The organism is Metabacillus dongyingensis, from assembly GCF_019933155.2.
Classification (GTDB): domain Bacteria; phylum Bacillota; class Bacilli; order Bacillales; family Bacillaceae; genus Bacillus_P; species Bacillus_P dongyingensis.
Window position 1 is genome coordinate 1,779,558 of the sequence record NZ_CP082944.1, and the last position, 26,821, is coordinate 1,806,378.

Genomic DNA, 26,821 nt, shown 5'->3' on the forward strand with positions numbered 1-26,821 from the left:
TCCAATTATACCTCACCCACACCGGAAAAAGTGAAGTTTTGTGAGAAAATCTAACATGGTTTGTAAGAAAAAGAAAATAACGTGTAAGGTTTATTGACAAAAGTACTGATATTTCATTTGATTCTTATTAAACTAACAGTAAGAGTTTGAAGGAGGAGACAGCATGGACATGAAGAAGGCAGCTGAAATTGCCAAAAAAATTGTGGAATTAGATGTAAGGAGGGATGAGATGCTTGAGGATCTCCAGACTGTTATCGGGAAAGATGCTCAGGAATTTCTGCGTTTTGTGCAAAACGGCTTCTTGAAAAAATCATCCTGATTGACTGCTGAGTGGATAGGAGGAATAGCCTGCCAAAAATTGATTCAGCTCATTGATATACTCCTCTGTGAATAAAGAGGTCACATCACCGAAGCGATCCTGATTTGTTTCATAAGCACATATAAAAAGAAGCTTTTTATCAGGAATTGAAAGGCGTGCGAAAAAGAGCTGTTCATGCTTTGGTTCAAGTGTATTTAGGAAGTAAATGTCTTGATTATGCTGATTTCTTCGGAATGCTGCCGGCCGAATGTGTTTCACTGTTTCATCATCTCCCAGAGCGTTTTAGAAACTAGTGTCGACCATTTACAGATTTTTAACACATGTTAGTGAAATTTTACACGGTCTTAATTGAAGAACAACATTTAACGGGTAGAGTGAAGTGAGGACAAATGGAAAGGGGAAATGAGAAAATGAGTAAATTATTTCAAAAAGCATTGGAAGATCAAAGAGCCTTTTACTGCAAGAAACTATTATCTCTTGGCATCTATAATCAAGAAGTTTTGAGCAGCATGACGCTGTCAGAATTAAAAAAGGAATATCATTATTTTTTTAACAATATCCCTTTAATCAAGCTTTCACATAAAAAGTCTGTATAAGCCTGAGTTCAAAGTGCTTATAAAGATAGCCGTTCAGTCTGCATGTGACCTTGTCTTTATTGGGGCTAGGAGGAACTTTTTCGGAGGCAGATTAATCTCGTGCCTGCTGTTTTCGATAAATTCAATAAATAGGTAAGCCTCGGTTCAAAGTCGAGTTCTTCTCCGGCTTTTTTTCTTGCGGGAAAAAGGCATCACTATATTCTGCACTGCGAATATGATCTAGGCAGCTTCAGCGTATCCTATCCTTGCTGTTTATTGTAAATCCATCTTTATTCCCCTCAATAAAATGCCTTCACTAATCTGCAAAAATCAATTTTTCCTTCATATTTAAATAAAGCGAACAATACAGTCGTTATAATTGGGGTGACTTTCCAAGGCAGCAACCCATGAATTATTCTTTATCATCATTATCGAATTATTTCTTCCACATTCTTCTGCGTCATTTCGCTTGAAGAAAATAGCCTCCCTTTATCATTGTGTGTTAAGATAATGAAAAGATATGAAGGCAGGAGCTAAATGGGTATGAAACTTGCAGGTATCGTTTTAGCCGGCGGGCAATCACGCCGGTTTGGGTCAGATAAAGCCCTGGAACCTTATAAAAACAGCACTTTTTTAGAGCTTGCACTAAATAATTTGAAAGCGGTAACAGACGTTGTGGCAGTCATCGGACGAACGGATTATTCTGCTGAAAACGTTCAATTTATCAGAGATCATGCAAAATACAGGGGAATGGGCCCTCTCGCTGGACTCTATACAGCAATGAAAGAGGTTCAGGCAGAATGGTATCTTGTACTGGCATGCGATATGCCGCTTATTGATCAGGATATTCTGTCAGCTCTGCTATCTGGCATAAATGAAAAACAGCCTGCTGTTATTCCTGTCATTGATGGAAAATATCATCCTCTCTGTGCCTTGTATCATTGCACTGTTTTACCTGAAATTGAGAGATTATTAGATCTCAGAGAATTAAAAATGATGACTCTGATGGACCAGTTAAATCCCGTCTATTTAAATGAATCGAATTTTAAGAATTCCGGCCGTTTTGCCAATATGAATCGAAGAGAAGATTTAATGATTTTAGGAGAGCAGTCACATAAAAAGTCAAATCCAGGAATGGGGTAATCTTGGGACTGAATGAATCCTCAGGTCTGTCCAAATTTAGAAATTCAGTAATTATAGGCCCTGTTGAATCCTATGAATCTGGTAAATCAATTAAGAAACTACTTCAAAAAACACAGGATTGATAGTAGAATAAACAGTATAACTGTGTGAATATTAAGACATTTTAAGAATGTTAAAGTAAGAGGGCGATGAGAATGATGTCTTATACAGATGAAGAACTTGAACTTGCACTGAATTTATTTAAAACGTTTGCAAGAGCTTTTAAAAGCGTGTCAGAGCACTCCATTCGCGACAGCAAAGAACATGGCTTTAATCCGACGGAGTTTTCAGTGCTTGAACTGCTTTACACGAAGGGCCCGCAAAAGCTTCAGCAAATCGGTTCAAGACTGCTGCTTGTAAGCGGCAATGTCACCTACGTGATTGATAAGCTTGAAAAAAATGAATTTATTTACCGTGAACAAGACCCTAAAGATAAACGGTCTGTCTATGCTAAGCTGACTGAAAAAGGACAAACCTACCTGGACGAAATCTATCCGATTCACACGCTAAGAATGGCTCGCGCATTTTCTGGACTATCAACAGAGGAACAGCACCAGCTCATGGCCTTGCTGAAAAAAGCAGGCGTTCATAGCCAGCATTTATTATTTCGTTAAAATCCCGCTGATGACGGGATTTTTTTTGGATTTTATGAGAATGCATATTCGGGTTCGGGGAGTTCATTGTGTTTTCAGTTGATCAATAAATTCATGCTATAAAAACGCCTTGCAGCAGAGGATGCCAGGTGTTGAAAATTGGTCATAAGTTAAAAGAATGCCGATTAATCATGGCAGTCTTTTTTATTTTTTCTATTCTTTTTTTGCAAGAAAGAAATCCATACAAGACTGCTTACTCCCGCAAAAAATAAGTGAAGCGCTGCAAATGAAAAAAAACCTTGAAACGATATAATAAAGTCTTCCTGAAGCAGGAGAAGCTGAACAATCAGCAAGCCTCCGAATAAGAAGGCTTTATATGATTTTTTTTTCAAGATTGTTATAAATGAATAAATTAAGCTTGCAAAGCTAAAAAAGAGGGAGTTGCCTGCGATATGATCCCTTGCTGCATCCGAAAACCAGCCAGGCTGAAAATGATACATGGAGAGAGGAACGGTTGCTGCCCATGTCAGGGAAAGGGAAATAGATACATTTATTAAGTAGAGGGATACCATTTTTTCAAGGAGGTTCCCTTTTTTTAACAATCTGTACCACACGGAAGAAATATAAAAAGCAACCGGAAGGAAAAAGGTTGTAAAATAAGTTTTCCACCAGTGGTGCTCGTATATTTCTAATTGTAAAAACAGGACTTCTATAGCGGATATGCAAAAACTGGCCAGCAGCATGACCGGAACACTTAATCTGTAAAAGGCGATGACGACAGCGGTCATCGGCACAATCATAAATTGGCTGAAAAGCGAGCCAAATGTGCTGTCGAAGAAGGGGTCTGCGAAAACCTCAGGCTTATACATGTATGAATGTAAAAAAACAAAAATGAGAATTTCAAACAGGTATGCAAGACCTGCATTGAATAACCATAAAGGAATCAGCATGTTCCGGTCTTTTTTTGCGGCTGCAGCGGCAAGGAACAGGCTTATAATAAACAGCAGGAAAAACCAAGTGAAATTAGTCATAGGTGGGCTCCAAATATGTAAGGGTATGGTTTATTTTTGACCGCTGCCTCCCGAATTATGCCTTGGGCTTTTTTCTGCTTGGCTGTCTTCCGAATACAAAAGAATGATTCATCACAAGGGAGTTTGAGTTTTTGAAATTTTGATTTTACCCGACGATGCCATACAAGAAACGGTCGTTCTGGTGAAACAGATTACAAAGCTTGTAAAAGAGATAGATGACAATAAATATGTTCAGGGTGTTCCGAATTGGATCACCCTTACGTATTTGGTTTGCCCTGGTTACTTGCCGGAGCAAGTTTGCTGTCTTGTTTCCTTTGATCGCCAAATGAAAGAGGTGTTACTGCTTATTTTTCTCTATAAAATCTAACACCTGCTGAATCACTTCGTCCTGAGGTGAAGAGAAGTAATCTTGAAATGGGCAGCCCTTTTTAATCCGCTCTGCTACATAATCCATAGTAAACTGATTAACCTTCAAATCTTGCACCACTTCATCCCAGAATAAAGGGGCCGCTGCATATGCATCTTCGGGATTCCCTCTGACAGAATAGGGCGCAATGATTGTTTTTCCTTCAGCATGTTGAATGTAGTCGACATACAGCCGGTTTCCGCGGTTCTTTTTGAGCCGTTCGATCGTATACATTTCTGGGTATGCATTCACTAAATATGCAGCAATAAAGGATGTAAACTTTTTTGTCTGGTCATATGAAAACCGATTATTGGTAATGGGAATATGAATTTGAATTCCTTTTCCGCCTGATAATTTTGGGAATGAAGCAAGTCCGAATGAGTCAAAGAGTTTGCGCATTTCGAGCGCTGCTGAGACAGCCATGTGAAAATCAGCCCTCGATGGCGGATCTAAATCAAAGACAATTTCATTCGGACAGGAAGAATCATAAGTCTGGAAAGGAATATGAAATTCCAGGGAAAGCTGATTTCCAAGCCAGATCAAAGTTGAGATGTCGTTGCACAAGATATAGTCAATTCCATCCTGCTTTGCGGTTTCCACAAACTCAGGCGCATAATCCGGACAATTTTTTTGATAAAAGGCTTCATCAGAGGTTCCGTGCGGATATCGAATAACCGTGAGAGATTTATTTTTCAAGAAAGGAAGCATATAGTCAGAAACCTCCACTAAATAAGCAAGATAGTCAGTTTTTGTCCGCAGTGGATTTTCCCACAGCGGTTTATCAGGGTGTGTGATCTGAACTTCTTCGTGAAATGAAACAGCCTTCAGCTTCAGCTGCTCCCAGGTGCATTCATGCGGGGACAGGTCGAACCTGAAAGCAGAAAAAGAGGGCTCACGCAGCTGATTTTTATAGAGCTCCAAAAATTGCAGCTCTACGCAGATCGCAGGGGAAATCGTGATCCATTGTGAATCCTCGCTCTCCTTATTTTCCTTTAGAATCCTAATTAAAGAGTCTCGGTCAGATCCCTCCAGCCCATGAGAAAAAACACCCGTGTCTATCACATTCTCTCCTTTGAAAACACCCGCTTTAAAATACCCATTCTTCTTGTCATATCCTATAATGAAAAACAAAGCATATTTGTAATTTTTTATTTTCAGCCAGGATTTCGTGCGCACTCCGGCCTCCCACTTGCTTTTATTTTCTTTTGCAATCATGCCTTCCGCGTCTAATGCTCGAATGCCGCTCCATAAAGCCTCATGGCCCGCAAAGGAAGGAACGTATTGGATGAGCTGATTGCTTTTACGTGGTTCAAGAGGCAGTCCGCATGATGAAGCGATGTTAGACAAGAGCGTTTTTCGTGAAAGATAGTCAAGAAAAGCTGTTTTTTCCTGTTTGCATTCAAGAAGGTCAAAGATTAAATACTGACATGGATTTGTTTCTGCCTCTTGATTGATCTTGTCTTTTGCCCTCAGCCTTCCGCGCTGCTGAATGACTTCAAAGGATGCTTTATATGGATTTTTTAATGAGACAAGCTCGCCGTCAAATATGCACGGCATAAAATCTTTCAGCCTGTCAAAGATAGATTGGACAGCGTTCATGATTTCGGGGAAAAGAGCACCTAAATCTTTCCCATTTCGGCTTGTAAACGTGATGCCTTCTTCTGAAATGGACAAAATTGCCCTGAATCCATCATATTTGACTTCATAGCTCCACTTTTCTCCTTCAGGTATTCCGGCTGAAAGTGTTGGAAGCATTGGTTTAACATACATGGCAATCGTCCTTTTTCATTCTTTTTTACTTACTATTTCTCATACCGATTCTATTTATGAAAGGGAGCGTTTCAACTTGAATAAAGCAGTTTTTCTAGACCGCGACGGCGTCATAAATGAAGTTTTGTCTGACCGTGTCAAATTCGTCAATCATCCATCTCAGCTATATCTTTTAGAAGGGGCAGCAAAGGCTGTAAGCCTTCTCTATAATAAAGGGTTTACTATTTTTGTCGTGACGAATCAGGGAGGTGTGGGGCTTGGATATATGAAGGAGGAGATGCTGCAGAGGATTCATCAAAAGATGATGAAGGAAATTGAACAAGAAGGCGGCCGCATACATGAGGTTGCTTATTGCGCTCATGCTCCGTACGCCGGCTGCAGCTGCAGAAAACCCGAGCCTGGCATGATTACAACACTTGCTGAGAAATATGAGATCAATTTAGAACACTGTTACATGATCGGCGACCGTGATGTCGATATCCTCGCAGGGAAAAGCGCTGGTGCAAAAACAATTTTAATCGGTTCAGCTGATCACGGTGCGGATTATTGTTTTGATACGCTTCTTGAAGCGGCTTGTTGGATCATAAAGAAAGAAGAAAACCCCGTTTGACCTGACGAGGGTTTCTTTATGACTACGCTTTTTTGCGGGCGGTTTTCGTTTTTTTCTGCGCTTTGGCAGTCTCAGTTTTTTTGGGAGCAGTCTCTTTTTTTGCAGGCTTTTCTTTTGAGCGGTCAATGCTTGCCTGCAAAGCACTCATTAAGTCAACGACATTTTCACGCGGCGCATCAGCCGGTGTTTTCCCTTCGTTTTGGCCTGCTTTCTTTTGAATGAGGCCAAGAAGTGCTTCCCGGTAGTCATCTTTGTAAGTTTCAGGGTTAAAGGTTGTTGTTAGTTGATCAATCAGCATAATCGCTGTTTCAAGCTCTTTTTCACCAAGCACTGTTTTTTCAGGAACACTTGGAACATCAGAAGTATTCCGGACTTCATCCGGATAATGAATGGTTTCCATTACAATTGTGTTTTGATACACACGGAGAACAGCCAGCTGCTGCTTAGAGCGGATGGTCATTTCGGCAACTCCGATTTTTCCTGATTTTAAAAGGGCTTCACGAAGCAGCGAATAGGCTTTTCCTCCATTTTCTCCAGGGCCGACAAAATATGATCGGTTAAAATAGATGGGATCGATTTCTTCCAAGTTTACAAAATCGATAATTTCGACTGCTTTATCTTCATGCTCTTGTTTAAGCTGTTTCAATTCTTCCTCATCTAAAATGACAAACTTCCCCTTCACATATTCATAGCCTTTGACAATATCGTCATTCCCGACTGTTTCATCACAGTTGGGACATTTTTTTTCATATTGAATGGGGGTATGACATTTACTGTGCAAATTTCTGAGCTTTACATCTTTATCTTCAGTTGCTGCATATAATTTGATTGGGATATTCACCAGTCCGAAGCTGATGGAGCCTTTCCACATTGTGTGCATGATTTTTTTTTCCTGCTTTCCTTTTTTTCTTAGTTTCTGCTTTTACGCAGGGATGATGTACAGAAAAAAATGGTTTTAGCTAAAACTTTGTTAATTTTTTCAGTAAAAAACGATCGTATATTTAGATGCGTTTTTTAAGGTGAAAAGTTTATGATCTTTTTTTGTGGGAATATCTTTAGAAAATAGCGATGGCAAAAAGGAGGGGCTGCAATGTCTCGAAATCAGTCTATGACCGTCCTGAACCCAGCTACATTAAACAGTGCTGAAAATATTGATGAAACGCCCATATATCAAATTCAGCAAATATATGAGCTTTCAAAATCAGCCTTTGACACATGGAAAGAAAAAAGTGTAAAGGAGCGGCTTTCCTTCATCCGGAAATTAAAAAACGTGATGTTCGACCGAATGGATGAAATCATTGAAGTGATAGCAAATGATACGGGTAAAGTGAAAGTAGAAGCTGTCACAGCGGATGTTATGCCGGTTTTGGATGCGATTGCTTTTTTAGAAAAGACGGCGGAAAATAGTCTTGCTGCGCGCCGGGTGCAGACGCCGGCCACTTTCTGGGGAAAGAAAAGCTACATAGAATATATGGCAAGAGGCACTGTACTTGTCATTTCACCATGGAACTATCCGCTTCAGCTGGCGATGGTCCCGGTGCTGAATGCTCTTATTGCCGGCAATTCTGTTATCCTGAAACCATCCGAAGTTACGCCGTTAGTAGGGAAATACATTGAACATTTGTTTATGTTAGCTGAGTTTCCAAAAGGGCTTGTACAAGTCGCCCATGGAGGCAAAGACGTAGGAGCTGCGCTTACTAGAGAAAAACCTGATTATATTTTTTTTACTGGATCTGCTGCGACGGGAAAAAAAATTCAGGAAGAAGCATCAAAAGCACTAATACCTACGACGCTTGAACTTGGAGGGAAAGATCCAATCCTTATTTTCGCAGATGCCAATCTGGACCGGGCTGCAAAAGGTGCAGCTTGGGGAGCTTTTACTAACAGCGGTCAAGTGTGCATGAGCTCTGAGCGAATTTACGTAGAACAAAGTATTTATGAAGAATTTCTTGAAAAACTTCAAAGTGAAACGCTAATGCTCAAACAGGGTACAGACTTAAATGATGATATTGGATCCATGACTTACCGGGGCCAGATAGACGTTATGAAAGAACAACTGGAAGAGGCAATTGCAGGAGGCGCCAGGTTAATTACCGGTTCAATTCCGCGTGATTGGGATTTGTCTCAGGGCCTTTTCATTCCGCCAACCATTGTCGTTGATGTTCACCAAAAAATGAAGCTAGTACAGGAAGAAACATTTGGTCCTGTTGTAACAGTCATGCCCTTTCAATCTGAGGAAGAGGCAATAGAACTTGCAAATGACTCCATCTACGGATTAAATGCCAGCGTTTGGAGCAAAGACTTAAAGAAAGCGAAACGTGTTGTTTCAAAGCTTGTTACCGGAAATGCGGTTATCAATGATGTGATGATATCAGTTGTCAACCATCATCTTCCATTCGGCGGAGTGAAGCACAGCGGAATAGGAAAGTACCACGGTAAGCAGGGTTTACGTGTGTTTTGTCATGAAAAATCTGTTTTTCTTGATCGGGGAAAGAAAAATACAGAGATTCAATGGTATCCCTATCAGAATAAATATCCTAAAATCCGATCATTTCTAAAACTGCTGTTCAGGAAAAAATCAAAAAAAAGTAGCCGTACCTCTTGAGGCGGCTAATTTTTATGTTGAATTTAAATAGATTGAATGACTATGACTAACACACCAAGCGCCCAAACATAAACGGCAAATCCTTTTAAAGAGTGCTTTTTTACATAGCCGATCATCCATCTTACTGCGATGTAGCCGGTAAATGCAGCGCTTAAAGTTGCTAGGAGCAAAGGGATAAAGCCGATTGCCGCTGCATGCCCTGAGAATAGATCAGCTGATTGAAACACGATAGCCCCAAATATGGCCGGAATGGAGAGCAAAAATGAAAAGTAAGCTGCGGTTTCTTTATCGATTTTTCGCATCAATGCTCCTACAATCGTCATCCCTGACCTTGAAATCGCGGGAAATATAGCAAGAGCCTGAAAACAGCCGATAAACAAAGCGTCGCCTGCAGTTAAATCATCCAGTTTTTTTGAACCCTTCTTTATGGAATCGGCAAACCATAAAAACACTCCAGTAATTAAAAATTCCCACCCGATGGTAACACCGGATTTTGAAATACCATCAAAAAAATCACTGATAAACACCCCTGCGAAAACAGCAGGCAGTGTTCCGATAAATAATAAAAATGTCAGCTTGGTAAAAGGATTTTTTATTAGCTTAAGTAAAATATCTCTGTAAAACACGATGAGCGCGATAAAGGTTCCGATGTGCAGCATCGTATCAAGAAAGATTCCGCCGTCCTGCATTCCGAACAGCTTTCTTCCCAGGTAGAGATGTCCTGTTGAACTAATCGGCAGAAATTCAGTCAGACCTTGTATGAATCCTAATATTATTGCCTGCAGCCAATCCATTTCTTCACCTCAATTTAAGAATAGGCTCTTTTCGTGACTTCCCTCTCATCATCAGACCGAAAAAAGCCAAGAATTAAAAATCTGTAAAGTTGTCCCTTTTTAATCGTATGTGTAGTATGATAGCTTGTAGAACTGAAAAGGAGTTTGGTACTGAACATGGAACATTACATTCTAGCTTTTATTGAATACTTTAAAGACCTTTCGTACTTTGGCGTGCTCCTTGCACTGTGCTTTGAGTTTGTGCCTGCTGAATTGGTGCTGCCGCTTGCAGGGTACTGGGTTTATCAGGGAGATATGACTTTATGGGGGACGGTTCTTGCCGGAACGGTCGGCGGAACAATCGGTCCGCTTACGCTTTATGCGCTTGGCCGCTACGGGGGAAGACCATTTCTCATAAAGTATGGAAAATATATATTTATCAACGAAGAAAACCTTTCAAAGGCAGATGCTTTCTTTGAAAAAAACGGAGCGATGGTGGCATTTACCGCCCGTTTCCTGCCTGGAGTCAGAACGCTGATCTCTATACCGTGCGGAATGGCTAAAATGAACGTCTGGATTTTTTCCATTTATACGTTTGCTGCAATGCTTCCCATTACGTTTTTATACGTATTTCTTGGGTTTAAACTTGGTGACAAATGGGAGGAAGTAGGCGGAATGGCGAACGACTATTTGCTTCCGGCAGGTGTTGTTATTGTCATTGTTTTTCTTTTGTACAAGTTTATGACAAGGAAAGCAATCAAGCCTTCAACATTTACTCATAAGAATTAAATAAAACACCTTTGCCCGGATAAGGCAAAGGTGTTTTTTGGATAGAAGTGAAATGATATTGGGTATATAGATTAAATACCCGATTAGGAGGTGTGAAAGAATGAATAGATAAACATTTTATAGAATCAGCTAATTGGAAGCTGATCTTCTGGATTGTCCTTGCAGGCATGGCCATAGCAGGATGGTTCCTGTCAAAAGCTGAAAGCAACATGCCGGAATCAGAAGAAGAGCGCATGATTGAAGAGCGGAACACAGATAAAAAAGGCAGCATCCGAAATTTACGGGTGTTTTTTTTGTTGGGAAATTGAGCATTTTGCCGGCATTTTTTTATATGGCGTACGCACCTCATTTAAGCAACAGATAGGTAAAACATGATTTGTGGTAGTGAAACCGGATTTGCGGATAGTTACAAGACTCCAGCGGTTGTGAACACCGGTTTCGGATAGGCAGATCACAGGGGCAAAATGTGTATTTTTGCACTCCTAAACGGATCAATATGCCAACCATTTTTGTGGTTTCACACCTCATATGAAAAGCCAGTTGGATTTCAAATTTGCAAGTGATTTAGGGCATTTGATTTTGCAAAGAAATAAATGAATTCCACCAATTATTTGAAATTACTTGCTTTTAATAGATAGGATTTTCAAATTACGGCCAAATTCCCTATATTTTTTCACATACTTTGTAATCTTTTTGTAAAAATAGAGTTTTCACACCCTCAAAATCCGATTTCATTTCGTAGCTGTTTAGTGAGAAAAAAATAAATGAGAGGAGTTAAACCGCCGGTTTAAAATCAACTAACAGCTTCCAATCTTTTTCCGTCTCCCAATTCCATTTATCCGACGGGCAAGCATAATTCCAATTTTCTTCCTTTGCGCTCTCCTTGCAAATTAGCTATGATTATACGAAGTAATATGGGAGAAACTGAGGTGAGAACCGGTGCTTAGCCTACTGTTTAAACTTGGCAAAAAGAAACCAACTTTAGAAGATACCGTCTTGCAGATACAAGATGGGGATCAGCAAATGCAGAACACACTAATTGACCAATATAAACCTTTCGTGGCAAAAACCGTTTCTTCGGTTTGTAAAAGGTACATTGATGAGAGAGACGATGAATTCAGTATAGGGCTTATTGCTTTTAATGAGGCCATTGAAAAGTATTCAACTGAGAAAGGAAGCTCGCTTCTTGCATTCGCCGAATTGATTATAAAAAGAAAAGTGATCGATTATATCCGGAAAGAGGCGAGAAATGCGCAGACAGTGAACATTGACCTTCAGGAGCATGAAGAAGGAGAGGCCTCGCAAAGCAAGATCGAGGCGGATCTGTCGATTGAAGAGCATCAGAAACTGATTGAACAAGAACAGCGCAGAGAAGAGATTATATACTTTCAGAAAGTCCTGCAGGAATTTGGCTTGTCTTTTTCAGAACTGATGGAGCAATCTCCAAAGCATATGGACGCAAGACAAAATGCAATTAAGGTGGCGCAAATACTTATTGAACATGATGAACTCAAGCGCATCCTGTTCACAAAAAAACAGCTGCCGGTCAAACAGCTTGAGACGCTTGTATCTGTCAGTCGCAAAACAATAGAGAGAAATAGAAAATATATTATTGCAATGACAATTATTTTATCTGGGGATTACATTTATCTGAAAGACTATATAAGAGGGGTGCTTCAATCATGAAAAAAGGGATCGTCGTTGATCGAAATGATGATTACGTCACATTACTTACCCCCGATGGACAATTTTTGAAAGCAAATAAACAAAAACGTTCATACGAGCTGGGTGAGGAAATTACTTTTTTTCAACTTTCAGATACAAGCGAAAGGGCAAAGTCGTTAAGCATCTTTAATTTGCGCGGAATTAGAAACGGGTTATTGGCAGGTATGGCTCTTATTCTTCTTTTTTTTACAGTGCTGCCCGTTTTTAAAGATGACAAAGTGTATGCTTACATGACAATTGATATCAATCCAAGCTTTGAACTTAGATTGAATGAGAAGCTTCAGGTCGTGCAGATAGAGCCGATGAATGAAGATGGGAAAAAAATGCTTGGTGATATAAAAGACTGGAAAAACCGCAAGATCTCAGACGTCTTTTCCAAGATTGTCGACAAAAGCAAAGATTTAGGCTACTTAAAGAGAGAAAAAGAAATATTCATAACGACCGTCACCACAGATGACAAACATGAATCTGTCAAAAAGAAAATGCGGGCTGACGTTGCCCAGTTAAAGGATTCATATAAAAACGAAAATGTAAAAGTCAGTGCAGTTGAATCTGATGTTGAGACAAGAAATAAAGCAGCAGATCAAGGCATTTCAACCGGCAAGTATATGCAATTAAATCCTGCAAAACAGCCTGCAGAAACTGCTCCTTCAAACGAAAATAATGGCGAGGCAGAAGAAGGAAAGCAAGAGACACCCATTCAGGGTAATGAAGAAAACAGCGAGAAAACGCCTCCAGCTGTAAAGCCTCCTGAGGAAGAAAAAGAAAAACAACCGCCTTCTGAAATACCGGAAAAAAAAGAAAAGCCTGAAAACAAAGAGGAAGAGCTGAAAGAGACTATTCCGGAGAAGAATAAAATTACCCCTGAGCCGCCAAAAGATAAGGTATCGATAAAAAATACCAATAAAGAAACTGAAAAAGCAAAAAAAGAAGCTGAGAAAAAACGGCGTGAAGAGGAAAATGGCAAATGGCAGCGTGAGGAAGACAGAGACGATGACGACGACGATGACGACGAAGACAGGCGACATAGGGACAATGATCAATATAATAGAGACAGAGACAGAGATGATGATGAAGATAACGACGAGGGGTCAAGATTTGATCGTGATTAATTCTTAAAGTGCCAAAATAAGAGTATGACTTGGAGCGGATTGGCGCTTTTTAGTATTTTTACATAGCTGATAACAGGAGAACCGCCGGGTGGATGCACCCGGCGGTTTTTGCCATGTTATTCAGTTTTAGAGGGTTGTCCGCCGAGTCCTGCTTGTGCTTGAGCGACTAAGCGCTTTGTAATTTCTCCGCCTACAGATCCGTTTGATCGTGCTGCAGTGTCAGATCCAAGCGAAACTCCAAATTCCTGGGCAATTTCATATTTGATTTGATCCAGTGCCTGTTCAATTCCTGGAACAAGTAATTTGTTGCTGCTGCGTGCCATTGTTTTCAACTCCTTTTTTAATTGGTCAGCCTGATATGGCTGTTCCTATAGTGTTGATTCAGGCAGAAATAATATACTGGCAATTGTCACCGTATGACGGCATGAATATGCCTGAATGAAAGGATTTGGAATTACAAAAACTACCTTTATGCTTTATAAGAGGCGGTGAAGTGATGGAGATTAGAAGCGGCACGTTTTTTTGGCCTGAAACAGTTACTCATAAACCGTACCCACCATTGGATATGGATATTTGCTGTGACGTATTAATTATCGGAGGCGGCGAGTCGGGCGCCCACTGTGCTTATTTTCTGAGCGAAACAGATCTGAATGTTGTGTTAGTTGAAATGGATCGGGCCGGCTGCGGAAGTTCCAGTACAAATACCGGACTGCTGCAATATTCGAATGATAAAATGCTTACAGCCTGCTCAAACTCCTTTGGCCGGGAGACTGCTGTCAGGCATTACCGGCTTTGTGAACAGGCACTGAAAGGGTTAGATAAGCTGGTTCCATCCTTATCAATCAATCCTGACTTTAAAATAAGAGAGACTCTCTATTATGCATCTGAGGAGGCAGACGCAGATGCATTGAGAAAGGAATATGACATGCTGAAGAAGCATTCCTTTCAGGCAGAGTGGCTGAGCGCTTCCGATATCAAAAGAATGTATGGATTTAACAAGCCTGCAGCAATTTTGTCGGGAGGTGACGCAGAAGTTAACCCTTATAAGCTTGCACTTTCTCTAATTGAAGCTGCGGCAGCTCGGGGTGTGCGTGTTTTTGAAAAGACTGAGATCAACGGGAGAAAATTTGAGGAAAGCCATGCCATCATGTATACCGCAGGCGGGGCAAGTATTAAAGCCAAGAAGGTAATCATGGCAGCCGGATACCGCAATCAGGAAATCAGATGCGAAAAGAATGCTGTTTTGTCCAGTACATATGCAATCGCCACAAACAGGCTTAAAGAGAAAGAAATATGGCACGGTCAAACGCTTATATGGGAAACAGCAAGACCTTATTTATATCTAAGAACAACTGCCGATAACCGAATTATAGCAGGAGGGCTTGATGAAAAAACAATAGAAGCAGAGAAAATAGAAGCGAAGCTGATCCATAAAAAAGATCAGCTTCTGATGGAAGTAAAAAAGCTCTTTCCTGAACTGAAGCTTGAGGCTGAATACTTCTGGGGAGGTGTGTTTGGAAGTACTCATGACGGGCTTCCGATGATTAAAGAATATCCTGAGCTGCCGCACTGCCTGTTTTTACTGGGCTATGGCGGAAATGGCACCATCTACAGCTACATGCTCGCAAGCCTCATCCGGGACCTTTTAACAGGGAAGCAGAATGATGACTTGCAGATGTATATGCAGAGGTAATCTTTATTTCTGTTCAAGATGCTGATGAAAAAAAAGCTCTGTTCTTCTCTGAAGATAAGAGGCAAGCACAGACAGAACGGTAACCGTTAATATGCTTTTTACCTGTATCCATAATTCATTCGAAAGATCTTGAAAAACATCCCTGGATGCTTCGATCTTTTTTAAGATTTCCTCCTCCATTTCGTGCTCAGATAAGGAGAAAACTGTAATGGACTCCATTCTTTCGAGAATCTCTCCATATGCGGCATAATAAGTCAAAGGAGAGATTAAGTCATCGCTTCGGTCTGATATCGTATTAAATAAGCTCATTAAGAGCTGCCTGATTGTATCAAAATCAAAAACCGATTTTAAATCTCTGACAATCAGCAGTATGGCAGCCTGTTCAATCGAATACTTTTTGCCAAGTTCAGGTGCGCCGATCAACTCTTTTATATCCCGCTTAATCCAGTTCTGAATGGATGTTGACTTCAGAGACGTCAATTCACACAGCTTTGCAAGTGCGACAATTTCATTTGTTGATAGGCCTCTTGGAAATGGTTTATGATTTTTTATAAAATCAGGCAATACGTCGTCTGGACCGTCTTTTCGGATGCCTAACTGGTTTAGCAGTTCAAGCGGCGTATGTCCGCTTTCCCCTTTTAAAGCAAGCAGCAGTCTGGCCATGTCAGATCGCTTTAACTGAATTGTATTCACCCTCACACCTCTTTTCTTATCATTTAGTTCCCTTTGAGAAGTCCGCTTTTCCTGAGTTTTCCAAAGTGTTTTTATTTGCTTTTTCTTATGTATTTTAATTATAATATGATTATAATACAAGTTCACTTGAACTCAAAATAATGGAGGTGCAAGATGGCTAAACGTATTTTCCTATTTATTTTAACAAATATTCTTGTGCTTATTACAATTGGCGTTGTTCTCTCGCTTTTAGGAGTTGGATCATATGTAAATGCTTCTGGTGGAATCGATCTCATAAGCTTGCTTGTTTTCAGTGCAGTCGTAGGTTTTACTGGGTCATTTATTTCACTGCTGATGTCTAAATGGATGGCAAAAATGATGATGGGGGTCAAGGTTTTAAAGCCTGATCAATCACTTTCAGTTTATGAAAGAAATCTCGTAGACCGTGTCCATCGATTATCAAGAGCTGCGGGAATAACGAAGATGCCGGAAGTGGGAGTTTATCAATCCCGCGAGGTAAATGCCTTTGCAACAGGTCCTTCAAAAAACAATTCACTTGTAGCCGTATCTACCGGACTCCTTGAGGAAATGGATGATGCTGCGGTTGAAGGTGTGCTTGCCCATGAGGTTGCGCACATTTCAAACGGTGATATGGTGACAATGACATTGCTTCAAGGTGTTGTAAATACATTTGTTGTGTTCCTTGCAAGAATTGCAGCATGGGCAGCATCGAGATTTGTCAGAGAAGATATGGCTCCAATTGTTCACTTCATAGCGATCCTTATCTTCCAGCTGCTGTTCTCTATTCTTGGCAGTCTTGTGGTTTTTGCTTATTCACGCCACCGTGAATTCCATGCAGATAATGGTGGAGCGGATCTTGCCGGCAAGGACAAAATGGTTCATGCGCTTCGTGCTCTAAAAGGATATACACAGCGGGTTAACAACGAACAATCCTCCGTTGCGACGCTAAAAATCAACGGTAAACGCGGACTGGCTCTATTTTCAACACATCCTGACTTAGATGAGAGAATTCGCCGTTTAGAAGCCAAATAAACAGGGAAAAGCAGATGAGACTATGATCTCATCTGCTTTTTTTGTTGTTTAGAACATAAAGTCAAATTATGGATAATGAAAAAGTATCTGTGTCCAGCTACGTCGCCTAAATCCTAGTTCAGAACGAACCAGCAATAAAAGTCAAACCCGAAATTTTCTGTCGGATTCTAATCTGCCTGTCCGATCTGACCAAGGCGCCTGCACTTTTGCTCTTGAAATTCAGTCAGGTATGATTTATTCAGTTCATGTTGAAAATGAACTTAGGCCGAATCTTTCTGCGTAAAATTTCCGTATACCCCTTTTCAGATGCCCTGCTTTTCATTATGATAGAGAACATGCAGTTAACCCCACTATTTAAGGAATGAACCAACCAATGAAACGATTTAAATTATTCTTGCAAAAATTAACTCCGTTTCAGCTGATTGCAGCCTATTACATTATCGCAGTCAGCGTTTCGGTAGCCTTGCTGAGCCTTCCTGTCGCCCATCAGGAAGGGGTGAAATGGGGATTTATGGACGGTCTTTTTACAGCTGTAAGCGCAGTAAGCGTGACTGGATTAAGTGTTGTTAATATATCAGATACTTTAACCGTACCAGGTATATTTATCCTCATGTTTGTTCTTCAGTTCGGAGGAATTGGAGTCATGACGCTCGGTACCTTTATCTGGCTGATAGTCGGGAAACGAATTGGCCTCAGAGAGAGAAGATTGATCATGGCGGATCAAAATCAATATGCACTTTCGGGAATTGTAAATTTGATGAAGCAAATATTGCTTTTAATCCTGCTTATCGAGTTCAGCGGCGGCATGATTCTCGGCATCTATTTCCTGAAATACTATCCAACATGGCAGGAAGCTTTCCTGCACGGCTTTTTTAATTCTGTAAGTGCAACAACAAATGGAGGCTTTGACATTACGGGTGCTTCGATGATTCCATATGCTGATGATTATTTCATACAATTTGTCATTATTCTTTTGATTACATTAGGCGCTATCGGCTTCCCTGTTTTAATAGAGGTGAAAACCTTTTTATTCAGCAAAAAGGGAAAATACCGTTTTACGCTTTTTACGAAACTTACAACGGTTACATATAGTTTGCTGGTTATTGGCGGCACAATAATGATTGCTTTACTCGAATTTCAATTTTTCTTTCAGGACAAATCATGGCATGAAACCCTTTTCTACTCGCTGTTTCAGTCAACCGCAACAAGAAGCGGCGGGCTGGCAACCATGGATGTCAGCCTGTTTTCAGAGGCAACTCTGCTGATTTTATGTATTTTGATGTTTATCGGTGCTTCCCCGAGCTCAGTCGGCGGAGGAATCCGGACTACTACATTTGCGCTGAATTTACTGGCGCTTTATCACTTTGCAAAAGGAAACAAGACGATCAAAATCTTCAAAAGAGAGCTGCACGAGGATGATGTGAAAAAGTCACTGGTTGTTACTTTGATGGCTTTCGTTCTTTGCTTTACATCCGTGTTCATCTTATCCATTACGGAAAGGTTCACCTTCATCGAAATCCTGTTTGAAGTATGCTCTGCATTCGGGACAACAGGGCTTTCAATGGGAATTACACCTGATTTGAGCATTATTGGAAAATGCATCATTATGATCCTCATGTTTATCGGCAGAATTGGAATTGTAACCTTTATCTACATTATCGGTTCAAAAGAAGTAAAACCAAATTACCATTATCCGAAAGAACGTGTCATTATAGGATAAATAAAAGAAGCGGGCGTGTATTATGTGCCTGCTTTTTTATGGGCTGTGGAGTAAGAAACATCTATAAGGAAAATAATCCCTTGTCTGTGCTATACTTATACTATCAACAAATGGGAGAGATCAGATATAGTGAAAAAGAGTTGTATTTTAGCAGCAATTGTCTTGCTGATCATCGTTTTAGGCGCCTGTTCTAAAGGGCCAACGCCCGAAGAGAGATTTCAGGAATATGTGAGCCTCTGGAATGAGCAAAAGTTTAACGAAATGTATGATTTCTTATCAGCAGACGCAAAAAACAAAATGACAGAAAAAGAGTTTACAGAACGATACAAAAAAATCTATCAATCCATAGAAGTCAGCAATTTGAAAGTTACATATGACAAACCGGAAGAGGAAGCAGACAGGGGAGATGAGAAAAAAGCTTCTCTGCCATATGCTTTAAAGATGGAAACACTTGCTGGTCCCGTTGAATTTAAACAGGATGCTGTTTTTGTTCAGGAAGAGGCGGATAAAGAAGAAAATTGGTTTTTAGCGTGGAATCCATCGATGATTTTTCCGCAGCTGAAAGAAGGAGATGCTGTCCGTGTTTCTGAAATCAAGCCCTTGCGGGGAAGCATCTTTGATAAATACGGAAATGGAATTGCTATTCAGGCGAAAGTTCCTGAAATTCAAGTGGTTCCCGGTCAGCTTGGCGACAATCCTGAAAAAGTAAAGGCTGAAGCTGCGAAACTGCTGAATCTTTCTGTTGAAGATATAGACTCAAAGCTTTCAGCCAACTGGGTAAAGCCGAATGTCTCTGTACCGATCATGAAAGTTGATCCAGCGAATAAAGAGCTGCTTAAAAAAGTAACCTCACTTCCGGGCTTTCAAAAAGCAGATGTTGACAGCAGATATTATCCGCAGGGAGAGAGTTCTGCCCATCTATCCGGATATGTCGGCAGCATTTCAGCGGAGCAGCTTGAGGACTTAAAGGATAAAGGGTATACAAGCACCTCGCAAATCGGTAAAGCCGGGCTTGAATATGTTTATGAGGAACGCCTGAGAGGAAAATCGGGCTATAGAATTTTTATTGATTCTTCAAATGAAACAATTGCTGAAACGCCTGCGAAAAATGGGGAAGACATTACGGTGACAATTGATTCAGATCTGCAAAAGCAGCTGTATAATCAGCTGAAAGGGGACTCAGGCACAGCGGTGGCTCTTCATCCTAAAACAGGAGAAACCCTCGCAATGGTCAGCAGTCCGTCCTATAATCCGAATCAATTTGTATTTGGCATGTCAAGTGCTGCGTACAGTGCATTGGCTGAGAATCCGCAAAAACCTCTCAGTGCCAAATTTAATAAAACCTTTTCACCGGGTTCTACATTTAAGGCAATAACAGCAGCAGTCGGTTTAAAGACCGGGGCCATTGAGCCTGAAGCTGTTAAGAAAATTAATGGTCCAACATGGCAAAAAGGACCTGAATGGGGCAAATATACGATTACGAGAGTTTCGGAAACCTATTCATCTGTTAATCTCGAACGTGCGCTTGTCTCATCAGATAATATTTATTTTGCTCAGGCAGCTTTAGATATCGGACCTGAAGCCTTTAAAAAGGGCCTGGAGGAATTTGGATTCAGTGAAGAGATTGATTATCCATTTCCAATTGCGACTTCCTCCATTTCAACTTCAGATTTAGCAGCTGAAGAAATTCTGCTTGCTGACTCAGGCTATGGACAAGGTGAAGTGCAAATGAGCCCTATGCATCTGGCTGCAGCCTATACTGTCTTTTTGAACGAAGGAAGCATGTTGAAGCCTTATCTTGAGAAAAAAGATCAGCCTGCGCCTGAGATTTGGAAAGAAGCGATTGTCAGCCCAGAGAATACCTCCATTATTTTGTCTGATTTAATCAAAGTCGTTGAAGATCCAACCGGAACAGCACATGAGCCGAAATTACCAAATATTATGCTGGCCGGCAAAACAGGAACCGCTGAACTGAAAACGACTAAGGAAGAAATCGGGAAGGAAAATGGCTGGTTTGTCGGGATGAACATGGAAAATCCTGAACTTTTGATAACGATGATGGTTGAGGACGTGAAAGACCGTGGAGGCAGTCACTATGTAGTACCGAAGGTTAAACAAGTATTTTCAAGCTATCTGAAATAAAAGTAAACTAGAAGGAGTTTATTGCCAAGCAGTGCCGAAAAAATTGGCGATTGCCTATGGTACCTTGAAACAAGCAAAACTCTCTTTTGTGCTAAAAAAGAAGCTATTGCCGCCGGCAATAGCTTTTTTTATGAATTCATAAATGTTTTGATCGCTTCTCTATTTTCTTCAATATTTAAATCTAAAACAGATCCGGCTCCATTGTATCTGGCATTTTCAAAGCTGCCGTCAACCGGGATGCGCATGGTTTCCAAATCGGATTTATTCGTGATAATGTCTTTTGCAATGAAAATGCCTGTAGACGTATCCACATTTGTATTGATATAAGGTGTGATAACTCCTGCAAGTTTAGGCAATTTGGTTACACCCTCTATAGTGAGCATATCTTTCATTAAAAGATTCATGACTTCCTGCTGGCGTCTTACTCTGCCGAAATCACTGTCGGCTCCGCCGCGGTAGCGCACGTACCCTAATAGATGCTCACCATCAAGCTTCTGAAGACCAGGTTCGATCGTTACACCAATTTTTTCTGACATTTGACTCTCAACATTTATTTCCACACCTTCTGGGAATGCTGTGTCAATCATGCTTTCAAACCCCTTGAAGTCAATGATTGCATAGTGCTGGATATCGATATCAAAGTTATGCTTAATTGTTTCGCGCAGCAGATCGGGACCGCCTATTGCAAATGCGGCATTTATTTTGTTCTGACCGTGTCCCGGAATTTCCACATAGGAATCACGCATAATGGAAAGCAGCTTTGGTTTATTTGTGTTTTCATTATACTGAGCAATCATGATTGTATCTGTGCGGGCATGCTTTTCTCCTCTTGAGTCACTGCCAAGCACCAGAACATTTGTGTTTCCATTTTCATCTTTTTGGCCATTAAATGTATATTCAGTTTTTTTAATGTTTGCTTCTGCTGCTGTTTGATTTATGCCTGATACAAATTGATCGTAGGCGAACCATGCAAACCCTGCAAACAGAAGAGTCAGGATAGAGAAAAAGACCAATATATTCTTTTTGCGGCTCTTTTTCTTTTGGAGATGATTATCTGAACGCATGTATTACCCTCATTTCTTTAAATCATTGGAACTGACTAAAGTATACTTCTTTTTTACGATTAAAGGGGATGTTAGATTGTGGTAATGTTATGAATTGCAGCCTCAATATCCTATTGTAAAGGATTTCATGTTTTCTGAAAAGAGAAAGATGAATCAGGAGCCTCTGTTAAGGGATAAATGTTTTTCTTAACAAAACTTAACAATCCTTTACCTGTACTTTAGATGCGCTTCATTCTGGCGTGCTACGTTAGAAGCATCAAAAGGAGGGAAGCCGATTTGAAACATACTGTGAAAATTGCATCCATGTTTTTTTTATTCGTTTTTATCCTTTTTCTTGCTTCTGTCTATGGCGGGAGCCAGGGCCGGGCTGGTACAGATGAAAATCAGCTGTCAGAGATTCATTTACTTGGTATGAATGATTTGCACGGACAGCTGAATACGCATTCCGTGCTTTCAGGAAAAAAAGTCGGCGGGGCAGAGTATCTTTCTGCTCATATTAACAGACTGAGACAGGAGCACGAACACACGATGCTTGTTCATGCGGGTGATATGACAGGCGGAAGTCCCCCTATTTCTTCTCTTTATCAAGATGAACCGACCGTTCAATTTTTAAATCAGCTGCGTGTTGATGTCGGTACTCCCGGAAATCATGAATTCGACCAGGGAGCAAACGAACTTACGCGGCTGATAGACGGCGGATTCCATCCAAAAACAGGTTTCTTCAAAGGCACTCATTCGGATTATATTTCAGCAAATGTCATCAATAAAGCAACAGGAAAACCGATGTTTCCCGCATACTCCATAAAAGAAATTGATGGTATCAAAATTGGATTTATAGGTGTTGTTACAACAGAGACCAATCAATTTTTGCTGCCGGAAAATCAGGATCAAATTGAAATCACCGATGAAGCAGCAGCCATTAATCAGACAGTTGAACAACTCAACAAAGAAGGGATCAAAGCAATCGTTGTACTGGCGCATGTTGCAGCGAAGTCAGATAAAAACGGGGAGAACGCTAGTGAAGATTTAACAGAGATGGCGGCATATATAAGTGATGAAGTCGATGTAATCTTTGGAGCGCACAGTCATCAGCATGCCAACACGGTCGTAGATAATAAGCTGATTGTTCAAAGCTACTCCTACGGAAAAGCTCTCTCAGACGTGAAAGTAACAATTGACCGAAAAAAGAAGGAAATTGTACAAAAAGAGGCTGAGATCGTTTTAACTGAACACAAATCCGTCAAGCCTGATCAAGCAGCCCTTGATTTAATTAAGAAATACCAGGATAGGCTTGGAGAAGAATACAGCACATCCATTGGAAACCTGACTCAAAATTTATCAAGAAAAAAGAATGATCAAGGTGAATCACCATTAGCAGGCTTCATAGCAAGCGCTCTGAACGAGGAAATGAACACAGAAATATCTATGGTACACCATGGCGGAATACGTGAAAGCTTAAAAGAGGGAACTATTACGAAGCAGCAGTTAATTGCCGCTCTTCCTTTTCACCATTACGCCGTTAAGGTTTCGATGACAGGAAAAGAATTAAAGAGCATCCTGGAACAGCAGTGGGCTTTAAAGGCAGAGAATTTGCTTCAGACAGAAGGAATTACTTATTCCATCAATAGAAATGCGCCAGCAGGCGAAAGAATCAGTGATTTAAAGACCGCTCAGGGAGAATTAATTCAGGATAACCGCACCTATACAGCTGCAACAAGCAACTATCTTGCATCAGGCGGTGACGGATTTAAAGAGTTTAAACAGACAGAATGGATCAAAAAGGGCCCTGAACTATCAGAACTACTCTCAGTTTATCTGAATGATAATCAATAAATAGATGTTTTTTCAGAAGCAGCGTTAAGCAGCTTCTTTTTTGACAAAAAATATAATGAAAAGAACCATTTTTCGTATTTCAAATAAAAACGACCATTTTCTTTTGAGAATATTTTTCCCCAATTCAAACAGTTTGGGGAAAAATGGTAAACTCCAATTCATATACTAGTCCTGTCCATATCCTGCATCTTTATCGGGATGCATAAATGGGAAGCCCCCGGGCTTTTTTTTGCTTTCAATCAGCTCACGGTTCTCACTCGTATTCCAGCCAATGTCGTTTGTTGGATGAACCCATTGATCGCCGGACATGATGGCAGGATCGACCTCATCGCTCCACTGATTCAAAGGAGATTGTCTGGATTCATAAAAACTGTCGCCAATTACGACGCCATGCTCATTTATAAACGGCTTTTGCATACTGATGCCTGTACCTTTCCACGATGGGGCGCCTGCCTGATGGGGAAGGGTTTCATCTAAAGAATACTCATCTTTTTTGCTCATCCTGTTCACCTCCATTTTTAGTATGTTCTTATAAAGTGCTTGATATGAAAGAATTGATCAGGAATTGGTTATCCTACTAAAAAAGGAGTGATTAGCATGAATCAGGAATTTCCAGTAGCAATGCTTCAGGATGAATACTTGGAAAAAGTGAAGAAAATGGAAAATGAGCTGCGCGCCGAAACAGGCGAAGAGATCGTTCTCATTGCTTATCAGCATAAACAAGAACACAATTGACTCGTTTTCCCTCTCATAAGATGAAGAGAAAGACTCACACTAAAGACAGTGAGAAATTCTCACACTTCTGATGAGGGGGATTTTCATGAAAAGAAAAGCTGCAAGAGATCAAGCGCTGAAAAACAATTTTACTCCGAAAGAAAGCCTGCCTGATACCGAGTTCGCAGCGGAATCTGCATACAGTCAGGAAAATCCGGCAAAGGGCGCAAACCGCAACAGCAAAAACGGAAGCAAAGGGCGCTCTGGAGGATCATTCAGATGACAAAAAACACACACAAAAGCGCACACAGCGAGCAGCATAAAAAGCCGATGGAGCCAAGTCTTCTTGAAGAAGAGTTTGGAACAGAAATGGGCGATTACAATTCAGCCAAATTTATCGATGCTTATGCGGAGAAAAAGGCGAAGAAATCTAAAAAAAGCGAAAAGCGAGAGTGTTAACTCTCGCTTTTCGCTTTCCGTTTTAACTTACTTTATCTTCAAGCACTTGCTCAGTAACTGCATACGGCGTTGTTATAAGCGTAATTGGATCATAGTGCACAAGCACAATGCTCTCTCCCATGATCAGCTCGCCTGTTTTTAAATAGGTATCCAGCTGAAACGGCACTTTATCAAGGACAGTGTGCTTGTATAAATCTTTTTCAGCAAATGCTTTCTTTTCAAACTCTTCACCAAGAATGCCTGGATTAGAGAGAATGGTTTGATACAGCTTGCTTCTCTCTGTTTTTGACAGCATATCATCCCACCACGGCTTTCGCGGTTTATGCTTTTGAGAAGACAGGTAATCAAACTTCATAAAGCCTTCTGCTATAGCTGCCTGCTCTCTATAATGAGAGGACAGGAAGGTGAAAAGGCGTTTAAATAAGTCTTCAAGCTGATGTCCGATGCGGACCCAGCCCTGTTCGTCCCAATACGTTCCAAATGCCTGGAAGAAGTCAAACGGTGTATCAAAGACGTCTTTAATTAAATATTCAATTGTTGCATCCATACGATGGTCGTTCCAATACTTCTCTAATACATCCTCAACTTGCTTAATCTTCACAATGTCCTCAAACGGAAGCACATTGTTTTTCAAAATCTCATATGGAGAGTGATCCATATAGACGTAATCATGATCAGCAGCCCTCAGGCGCAAACCTGTTCCCCTCAGCATTTTCAGGAAACCAAGCTGCATTTCTTCAGGACGCATTTCAAAAACGTCATTAAAGGTTTTGCGGAAAGAAGTATAATCTTCCTCGGGAAGACCAGCAATTAAATCAAGATGCTGGTCAATTTTTCCGCCTTCTTTCACCATTGTGACCGTACGTGTCAGCTTGCTGAAATTCTGGCGTCTCATGACAAGATCATTTGTTGCATCATTTGTAGACTGAACGCCGATTTCAAAACGGAACAAACCTTTAGGGGCGTTATCGTTTAAAAATTGAATGACCTCAGGACGCATGATGTCCGCGGTAATTTCAAACTGAAACACGGTTCCGGGCAGATGCTCATCAATTAAAAATTGGAACATTTCCATCGCATAGCTTCTGCTGATATTAAATGTGCGATCCACAAATTTAATCGTTTTAGCTCCATTTTTCATCAAGTAGCGAATGTCATCTTTTACTTTTTCGCGATCAAAATAACGGACGCCTACTTCAATCGATGAAAGACAGAATTGGCAGCTGAACGGACAGCCTCTGCTCGTTTCAATATAAGTAACGCGCTTTGAGAGGTGAGGAATATCTTCTTCGAAACGGAAAGGAGAGGGAAGTTCTGCAAGATTGATTTTATTTCGCTGCGGATTAATGATAATGCTGCCGTTCTCTCTATAGGCAATCCCGCTAACGTTTTTGAAGTTTTTTTCTTCCATCAGCTCCTGTAGGAACTGTTTAAATGTTTCTTCTCCTTCACCAATAACGATGTGGTCGACCTCTGGAATCTGTTCCATCCATTCTCTTGTATCGTACGTTACTTCCGGACCGCCAAGAAGAATAATGAGAGATGGATTTATTTTTTTCATCATTTTAATAATCTTGATTGTTTCTTCTATGTTCCATATATAACAGCTGAAACCGACGACATCAGGCTGCATGCGGAAAAGATCTGTTACGACATTCATCGCAGGATCCTTAATCGTATACTCAGCAAGAGTCACATCGAATTCAGGCTGTGCATGTGCTTTTAAACAGCGGAGGGCAAGACTTGTATGGATATATTTTGCATTTAATGTACTCAGTACAACTTTCATTTAAAACACCACTTCTATCTTAATTTTTGAATCAATCTATTTTATCATATTTTACCCATAAAAAAAGGAGGTTAAAAACATGGAAAAACCATCACCTGATACAGGTGATGGTTTTTTCACATTGATGTCCAGCTCCTCATCTATAACGGCGGAGCCTTATCTGTCTGCCTGCGCTGAACAGCCGGTTCCTTT

The 26,821-nt window shown here is 40.6% G+C and carries 28 protein-coding genes; 18 read left to right on the forward strand and 10 right to left on the reverse strand.

The annotated features are described in order from the left end of the window. Positions 1 to 163: 163 nt before the first annotated feature. Positions 164 to 319: a hypothetical protein gene (locus tag K8L98_RS08780; protein WP_223441346.1), complete on the forward strand. Its 156-nt coding sequence runs from the start codon at positions 164 to 166 to the stop codon at positions 317 to 319. Here K8L98_RS08780 and K8L98_RS08785 read toward each other — a convergent pair. Further along, entirely contained in the window at positions 311 to 577 is a 267-nt protein-coding gene (locus K8L98_RS08785; RefSeq protein WP_223441348.1) for a hypothetical protein, read from the reverse strand. The genes K8L98_RS08780 and K8L98_RS08785 overlap by 9 nt on opposite strands. Positions 578 to 729: 152 nt before the next feature. Here K8L98_RS08785 and fbpA point away from each other — a divergent pair, with 152 nt between their 5' ends. The 3 genes from fbpA to K8L98_RS08800 all read left to right on the forward strand — a co-directional run bounded on the left by fbpA (position 730) and on the right by K8L98_RS08800 (position 2,690). Beyond that, on the forward strand, positions 730 to 915 hold the full coding sequence (gene fbpA / locus K8L98_RS08790) for a Fur-regulated basic protein FbpA (protein ID WP_223441351.1): 186 nt from the start codon (positions 730 to 732) through the stop codon (positions 913 to 915). Between the two features lie 522 nt (positions 916 to 1,437). Then, positions 1,438 to 2,037: a molybdenum cofactor guanylyltransferase gene (mobA, locus tag K8L98_RS08795; protein ID WP_223441354.1), complete on the forward strand. Its 600-nt coding sequence runs from the start codon at positions 1,438 to 1,440 to the stop codon at positions 2,035 to 2,037. A 194-nt stretch (positions 2,038 to 2,231) separates the two neighbouring features. After that, positions 2,232 to 2,690: a MarR family winged helix-turn-helix transcriptional regulator gene (locus tag K8L98_RS08800; protein ID WP_420828839.1), complete on the forward strand. Its 459-nt coding sequence runs from the start codon at positions 2,232 to 2,234 to the stop codon at positions 2,688 to 2,690. 164 nt (positions 2,691 to 2,854) lie between these two features. Here K8L98_RS08800 and K8L98_RS08805 read toward each other — a convergent pair whose 3' ends face one another. Beyond that, complete coding sequence (locus tag K8L98_RS08805) at positions 2,855 to 3,700, reverse strand: hypothetical protein (protein WP_223441360.1); 846 nt, start codon at positions 3,698 to 3,700, stop codon at positions 2,855 to 2,857. Positions 3,701 to 3,839: 139 nt separating this feature from the next. Between K8L98_RS08805 and K8L98_RS08810 the strand changes: the two genes are divergently transcribed. Beyond that, positions 3,840 to 4,067 (forward strand): hypothetical protein, encoded by a 228-nt coding sequence (locus tag K8L98_RS08810; RefSeq protein ID WP_223441362.1) that lies wholly within the window; start codon positions 3,840 to 3,842, stop codon positions 4,065 to 4,067. Here K8L98_RS08810 and K8L98_RS08815 read toward each other — a convergent pair. Next, positions 4,038 to 5,876, reverse strand: coding sequence for a DNA ligase D (locus K8L98_RS08815; RefSeq protein WP_223441365.1), 1,839 nt, complete (start codon positions 5,874 to 5,876; stop codon positions 4,038 to 4,040). The genes K8L98_RS08810 and K8L98_RS08815 overlap by 30 nt on opposite strands. 76 nt (positions 5,877 to 5,952) lie before the next feature. On the opposite strand from K8L98_RS08815, the gene K8L98_RS08820 reads away from it, so the two are divergent. Next, positions 5,953 to 6,486: a D-glycero-alpha-D-manno-heptose-1,7-bisphosphate 7-phosphatase gene (locus K8L98_RS08820; RefSeq protein WP_223441368.1), complete on the forward strand. Its 534-nt coding sequence runs from the start codon at positions 5,953 to 5,955 to the stop codon at positions 6,484 to 6,486. A gap of 22 nt (positions 6,487 to 6,508) precedes the next feature. On the opposite strand, the gene ku is transcribed toward K8L98_RS08820, so the two are convergent. After that, the gene (ku, locus tag K8L98_RS08825; protein WP_223441371.1) at positions 6,509 to 7,366 is read right to left on the reverse strand and encodes a non-homologous end joining protein Ku; all 858 of its coding nucleotides are present in this window, start codon (positions 7,364 to 7,366) and stop codon (positions 6,509 to 6,511) included. Between the two features lie 210 nt (positions 7,367 to 7,576). On the opposite strand from ku, the gene K8L98_RS08830 reads away from it, so the two are divergent. Then, on the forward strand, positions 7,577 to 9,091 hold the full coding sequence (locus tag K8L98_RS08830; protein WP_223441375.1) for an aldehyde dehydrogenase family protein: 1,515 nt from the start codon (positions 7,577 to 7,579) through the stop codon (positions 9,089 to 9,091). Positions 9,092 to 9,114: 23 nt separating this feature from the next. On the opposite strand, the gene K8L98_RS08835 is transcribed toward K8L98_RS08830, so the two are convergent. Continuing rightward, the gene (locus K8L98_RS08835; protein WP_223441378.1) at positions 9,115 to 9,885 is read right to left on the reverse strand and encodes an undecaprenyl-diphosphate phosphatase; all 771 of its coding nucleotides are present in this window, start codon (positions 9,883 to 9,885) and stop codon (positions 9,115 to 9,117) included. A 156-nt stretch (positions 9,886 to 10,041) separates the two neighbouring features. Between K8L98_RS08835 and K8L98_RS08840 the strand changes: the two genes are divergently transcribed. The 3 genes from K8L98_RS08840 (at position 10,042) to K8L98_RS08850 (ending at position 13,490) form a co-directional block, all read left to right on the forward strand. Continuing rightward, complete coding sequence (locus tag K8L98_RS08840) at positions 10,042 to 10,653, forward strand: DedA family protein (protein ID WP_223441381.1); 612 nt, start codon at positions 10,042 to 10,044, stop codon at positions 10,651 to 10,653. A gap of 939 nt (positions 10,654 to 11,592) precedes the next feature. Further along, positions 11,593 to 12,339: an RNA polymerase sigma factor SigI gene (sigI, locus tag K8L98_RS08845; RefSeq protein WP_223441384.1), complete on the forward strand. Its 747-nt coding sequence runs from the start codon at positions 11,593 to 11,595 to the stop codon at positions 12,337 to 12,339. Beyond that, entirely contained in the window at positions 12,336 to 13,490 is a 1,155-nt protein-coding gene (locus K8L98_RS08850) for an anti-sigma factor domain-containing protein (protein WP_223441387.1), read from the forward strand. The genes sigI and K8L98_RS08850 overlap by 4 nt, the downstream gene beginning before the upstream one ends. 116 nt (positions 13,491 to 13,606) lie before the next feature. Here K8L98_RS08850 and K8L98_RS08855 read toward each other — a convergent pair whose 3' ends face one another. Beyond that, positions 13,607 to 13,813, reverse strand: a complete 207-nt coding sequence (locus tag K8L98_RS08855) for an alpha/beta-type small acid-soluble spore protein (RefSeq protein WP_223441390.1) — start codon at positions 13,811 to 13,813, stop codon at positions 13,607 to 13,609. A 173-nt stretch (positions 13,814 to 13,986) separates the two neighbouring features. Here K8L98_RS08855 and K8L98_RS08860 point away from each other — a divergent pair, with 173 nt between their 5' ends. Beyond that, entirely contained in the window at positions 13,987 to 15,183 is a 1,197-nt protein-coding gene (locus K8L98_RS08860) for an NAD(P)/FAD-dependent oxidoreductase (protein WP_223441394.1), read from the forward strand. Positions 15,184 to 15,186: 3 nt separating this feature from the next. Here K8L98_RS08860 and K8L98_RS08865 read toward each other — a convergent pair whose 3' ends face one another. Continuing rightward, positions 15,187 to 15,876, reverse strand: a complete 690-nt coding sequence (locus K8L98_RS08865) for a DUF1836 domain-containing protein (RefSeq protein ID WP_223441397.1) — start codon at positions 15,874 to 15,876, stop codon at positions 15,187 to 15,189. Positions 15,877 to 16,029: 153 nt separating this feature from the next. On the opposite strand from K8L98_RS08865, the gene htpX reads away from it, so the two are divergent. The 3 genes from htpX (at position 16,030) to K8L98_RS08880 (ending at position 20,770) form a co-directional block, all read left to right on the forward strand. Then, the gene (gene htpX, locus K8L98_RS08870; RefSeq protein ID WP_223441399.1) at positions 16,030 to 16,908 is read left to right on the forward strand and encodes a protease HtpX; all 879 of its coding nucleotides are present in this window, start codon (positions 16,030 to 16,032) and stop codon (positions 16,906 to 16,908) included. Between the two features lie 373 nt (positions 16,909 to 17,281). After that, positions 17,282 to 18,628: a TrkH family potassium uptake protein gene (locus K8L98_RS08875; RefSeq protein ID WP_223441401.1), complete on the forward strand. Its 1,347-nt coding sequence runs from the start codon at positions 17,282 to 17,284 to the stop codon at positions 18,626 to 18,628. Between the two features lie 129 nt (positions 18,629 to 18,757). After that, positions 18,758 to 20,770 carry a penicillin-binding transpeptidase domain-containing protein gene (locus K8L98_RS08880; RefSeq protein ID WP_223441403.1) on the forward strand — a complete coding sequence of 671 codons (2,013 nt, stop codon included), beginning with the start codon at positions 18,758 to 18,760 and terminating at the stop codon, positions 20,768 to 20,770. 128 nt (positions 20,771 to 20,898) lie between these two features. Here K8L98_RS08880 and K8L98_RS08885 read toward each other — a convergent pair whose 3' ends face one another. After that, positions 20,899 to 21,834: an LCP family protein gene (locus tag K8L98_RS08885; RefSeq protein WP_223441406.1), complete on the reverse strand. Its 936-nt coding sequence runs from the start codon at positions 21,832 to 21,834 to the stop codon at positions 20,899 to 20,901. 276 nt (positions 21,835 to 22,110) lie between these two features. Here K8L98_RS08885 and K8L98_RS08890 point away from each other — a divergent pair, with 276 nt between their 5' ends. Further along, positions 22,111 to 23,667, forward strand: coding sequence for a bifunctional metallophosphatase/5'-nucleotidase (locus K8L98_RS08890; protein WP_223441409.1), 1,557 nt, complete (start codon positions 22,111 to 22,113; stop codon positions 23,665 to 23,667). Positions 23,668 to 23,832: 165 nt separating this feature from the next. Here the strand turns inward: K8L98_RS08890 and K8L98_RS08895 are convergent, their stop codons facing one another. Further along, on the reverse strand, positions 23,833 to 24,168 hold the full coding sequence (locus K8L98_RS08895; protein ID WP_223441411.1) for a DUF3905 domain-containing protein: 336 nt from the start codon (positions 24,166 to 24,168) through the stop codon (positions 23,833 to 23,835). A 96-nt stretch (positions 24,169 to 24,264) separates the two neighbouring features. Between K8L98_RS08895 and K8L98_RS08900 the strand changes: the two genes are divergently transcribed. The 3 genes from K8L98_RS08900 to K8L98_RS08910 all read left to right on the forward strand — a co-directional run bounded on the left by K8L98_RS08900 (position 24,265) and on the right by K8L98_RS08910 (position 24,840). After that, positions 24,265 to 24,402 carry a hypothetical protein gene (locus K8L98_RS08900; RefSeq protein ID WP_223441413.1) on the forward strand — a complete coding sequence of 46 codons (138 nt, stop codon included), beginning with the start codon at positions 24,265 to 24,267 and terminating at the stop codon, positions 24,400 to 24,402. Positions 24,403 to 24,487: 85 nt separating this feature from the next. Beyond that, complete coding sequence (locus tag K8L98_RS08905; RefSeq protein ID WP_223441415.1) at positions 24,488 to 24,664, forward strand: hypothetical protein; 177 nt, start codon at positions 24,488 to 24,490, stop codon at positions 24,662 to 24,664. Then, the gene (locus K8L98_RS08910; protein WP_223441417.1) at positions 24,661 to 24,840 is read left to right on the forward strand and encodes a hypothetical protein; all 180 of its coding nucleotides are present in this window, start codon (positions 24,661 to 24,663) and stop codon (positions 24,838 to 24,840) included. The genes K8L98_RS08905 and K8L98_RS08910 overlap by 4 nt, the downstream gene beginning before the upstream one ends. A gap of 22 nt (positions 24,841 to 24,862) precedes the next feature. On the opposite strand, the gene K8L98_RS08915 is transcribed toward K8L98_RS08910, so the two are convergent. Then, positions 24,863 to 26,629, reverse strand: a complete 1,767-nt coding sequence (locus tag K8L98_RS08915) for a B12-binding domain-containing radical SAM protein (RefSeq protein WP_223441419.1) — start codon at positions 26,627 to 26,629, stop codon at positions 24,863 to 24,865. Positions 26,630 to 26,821 lie beyond the last annotated feature (192 nt).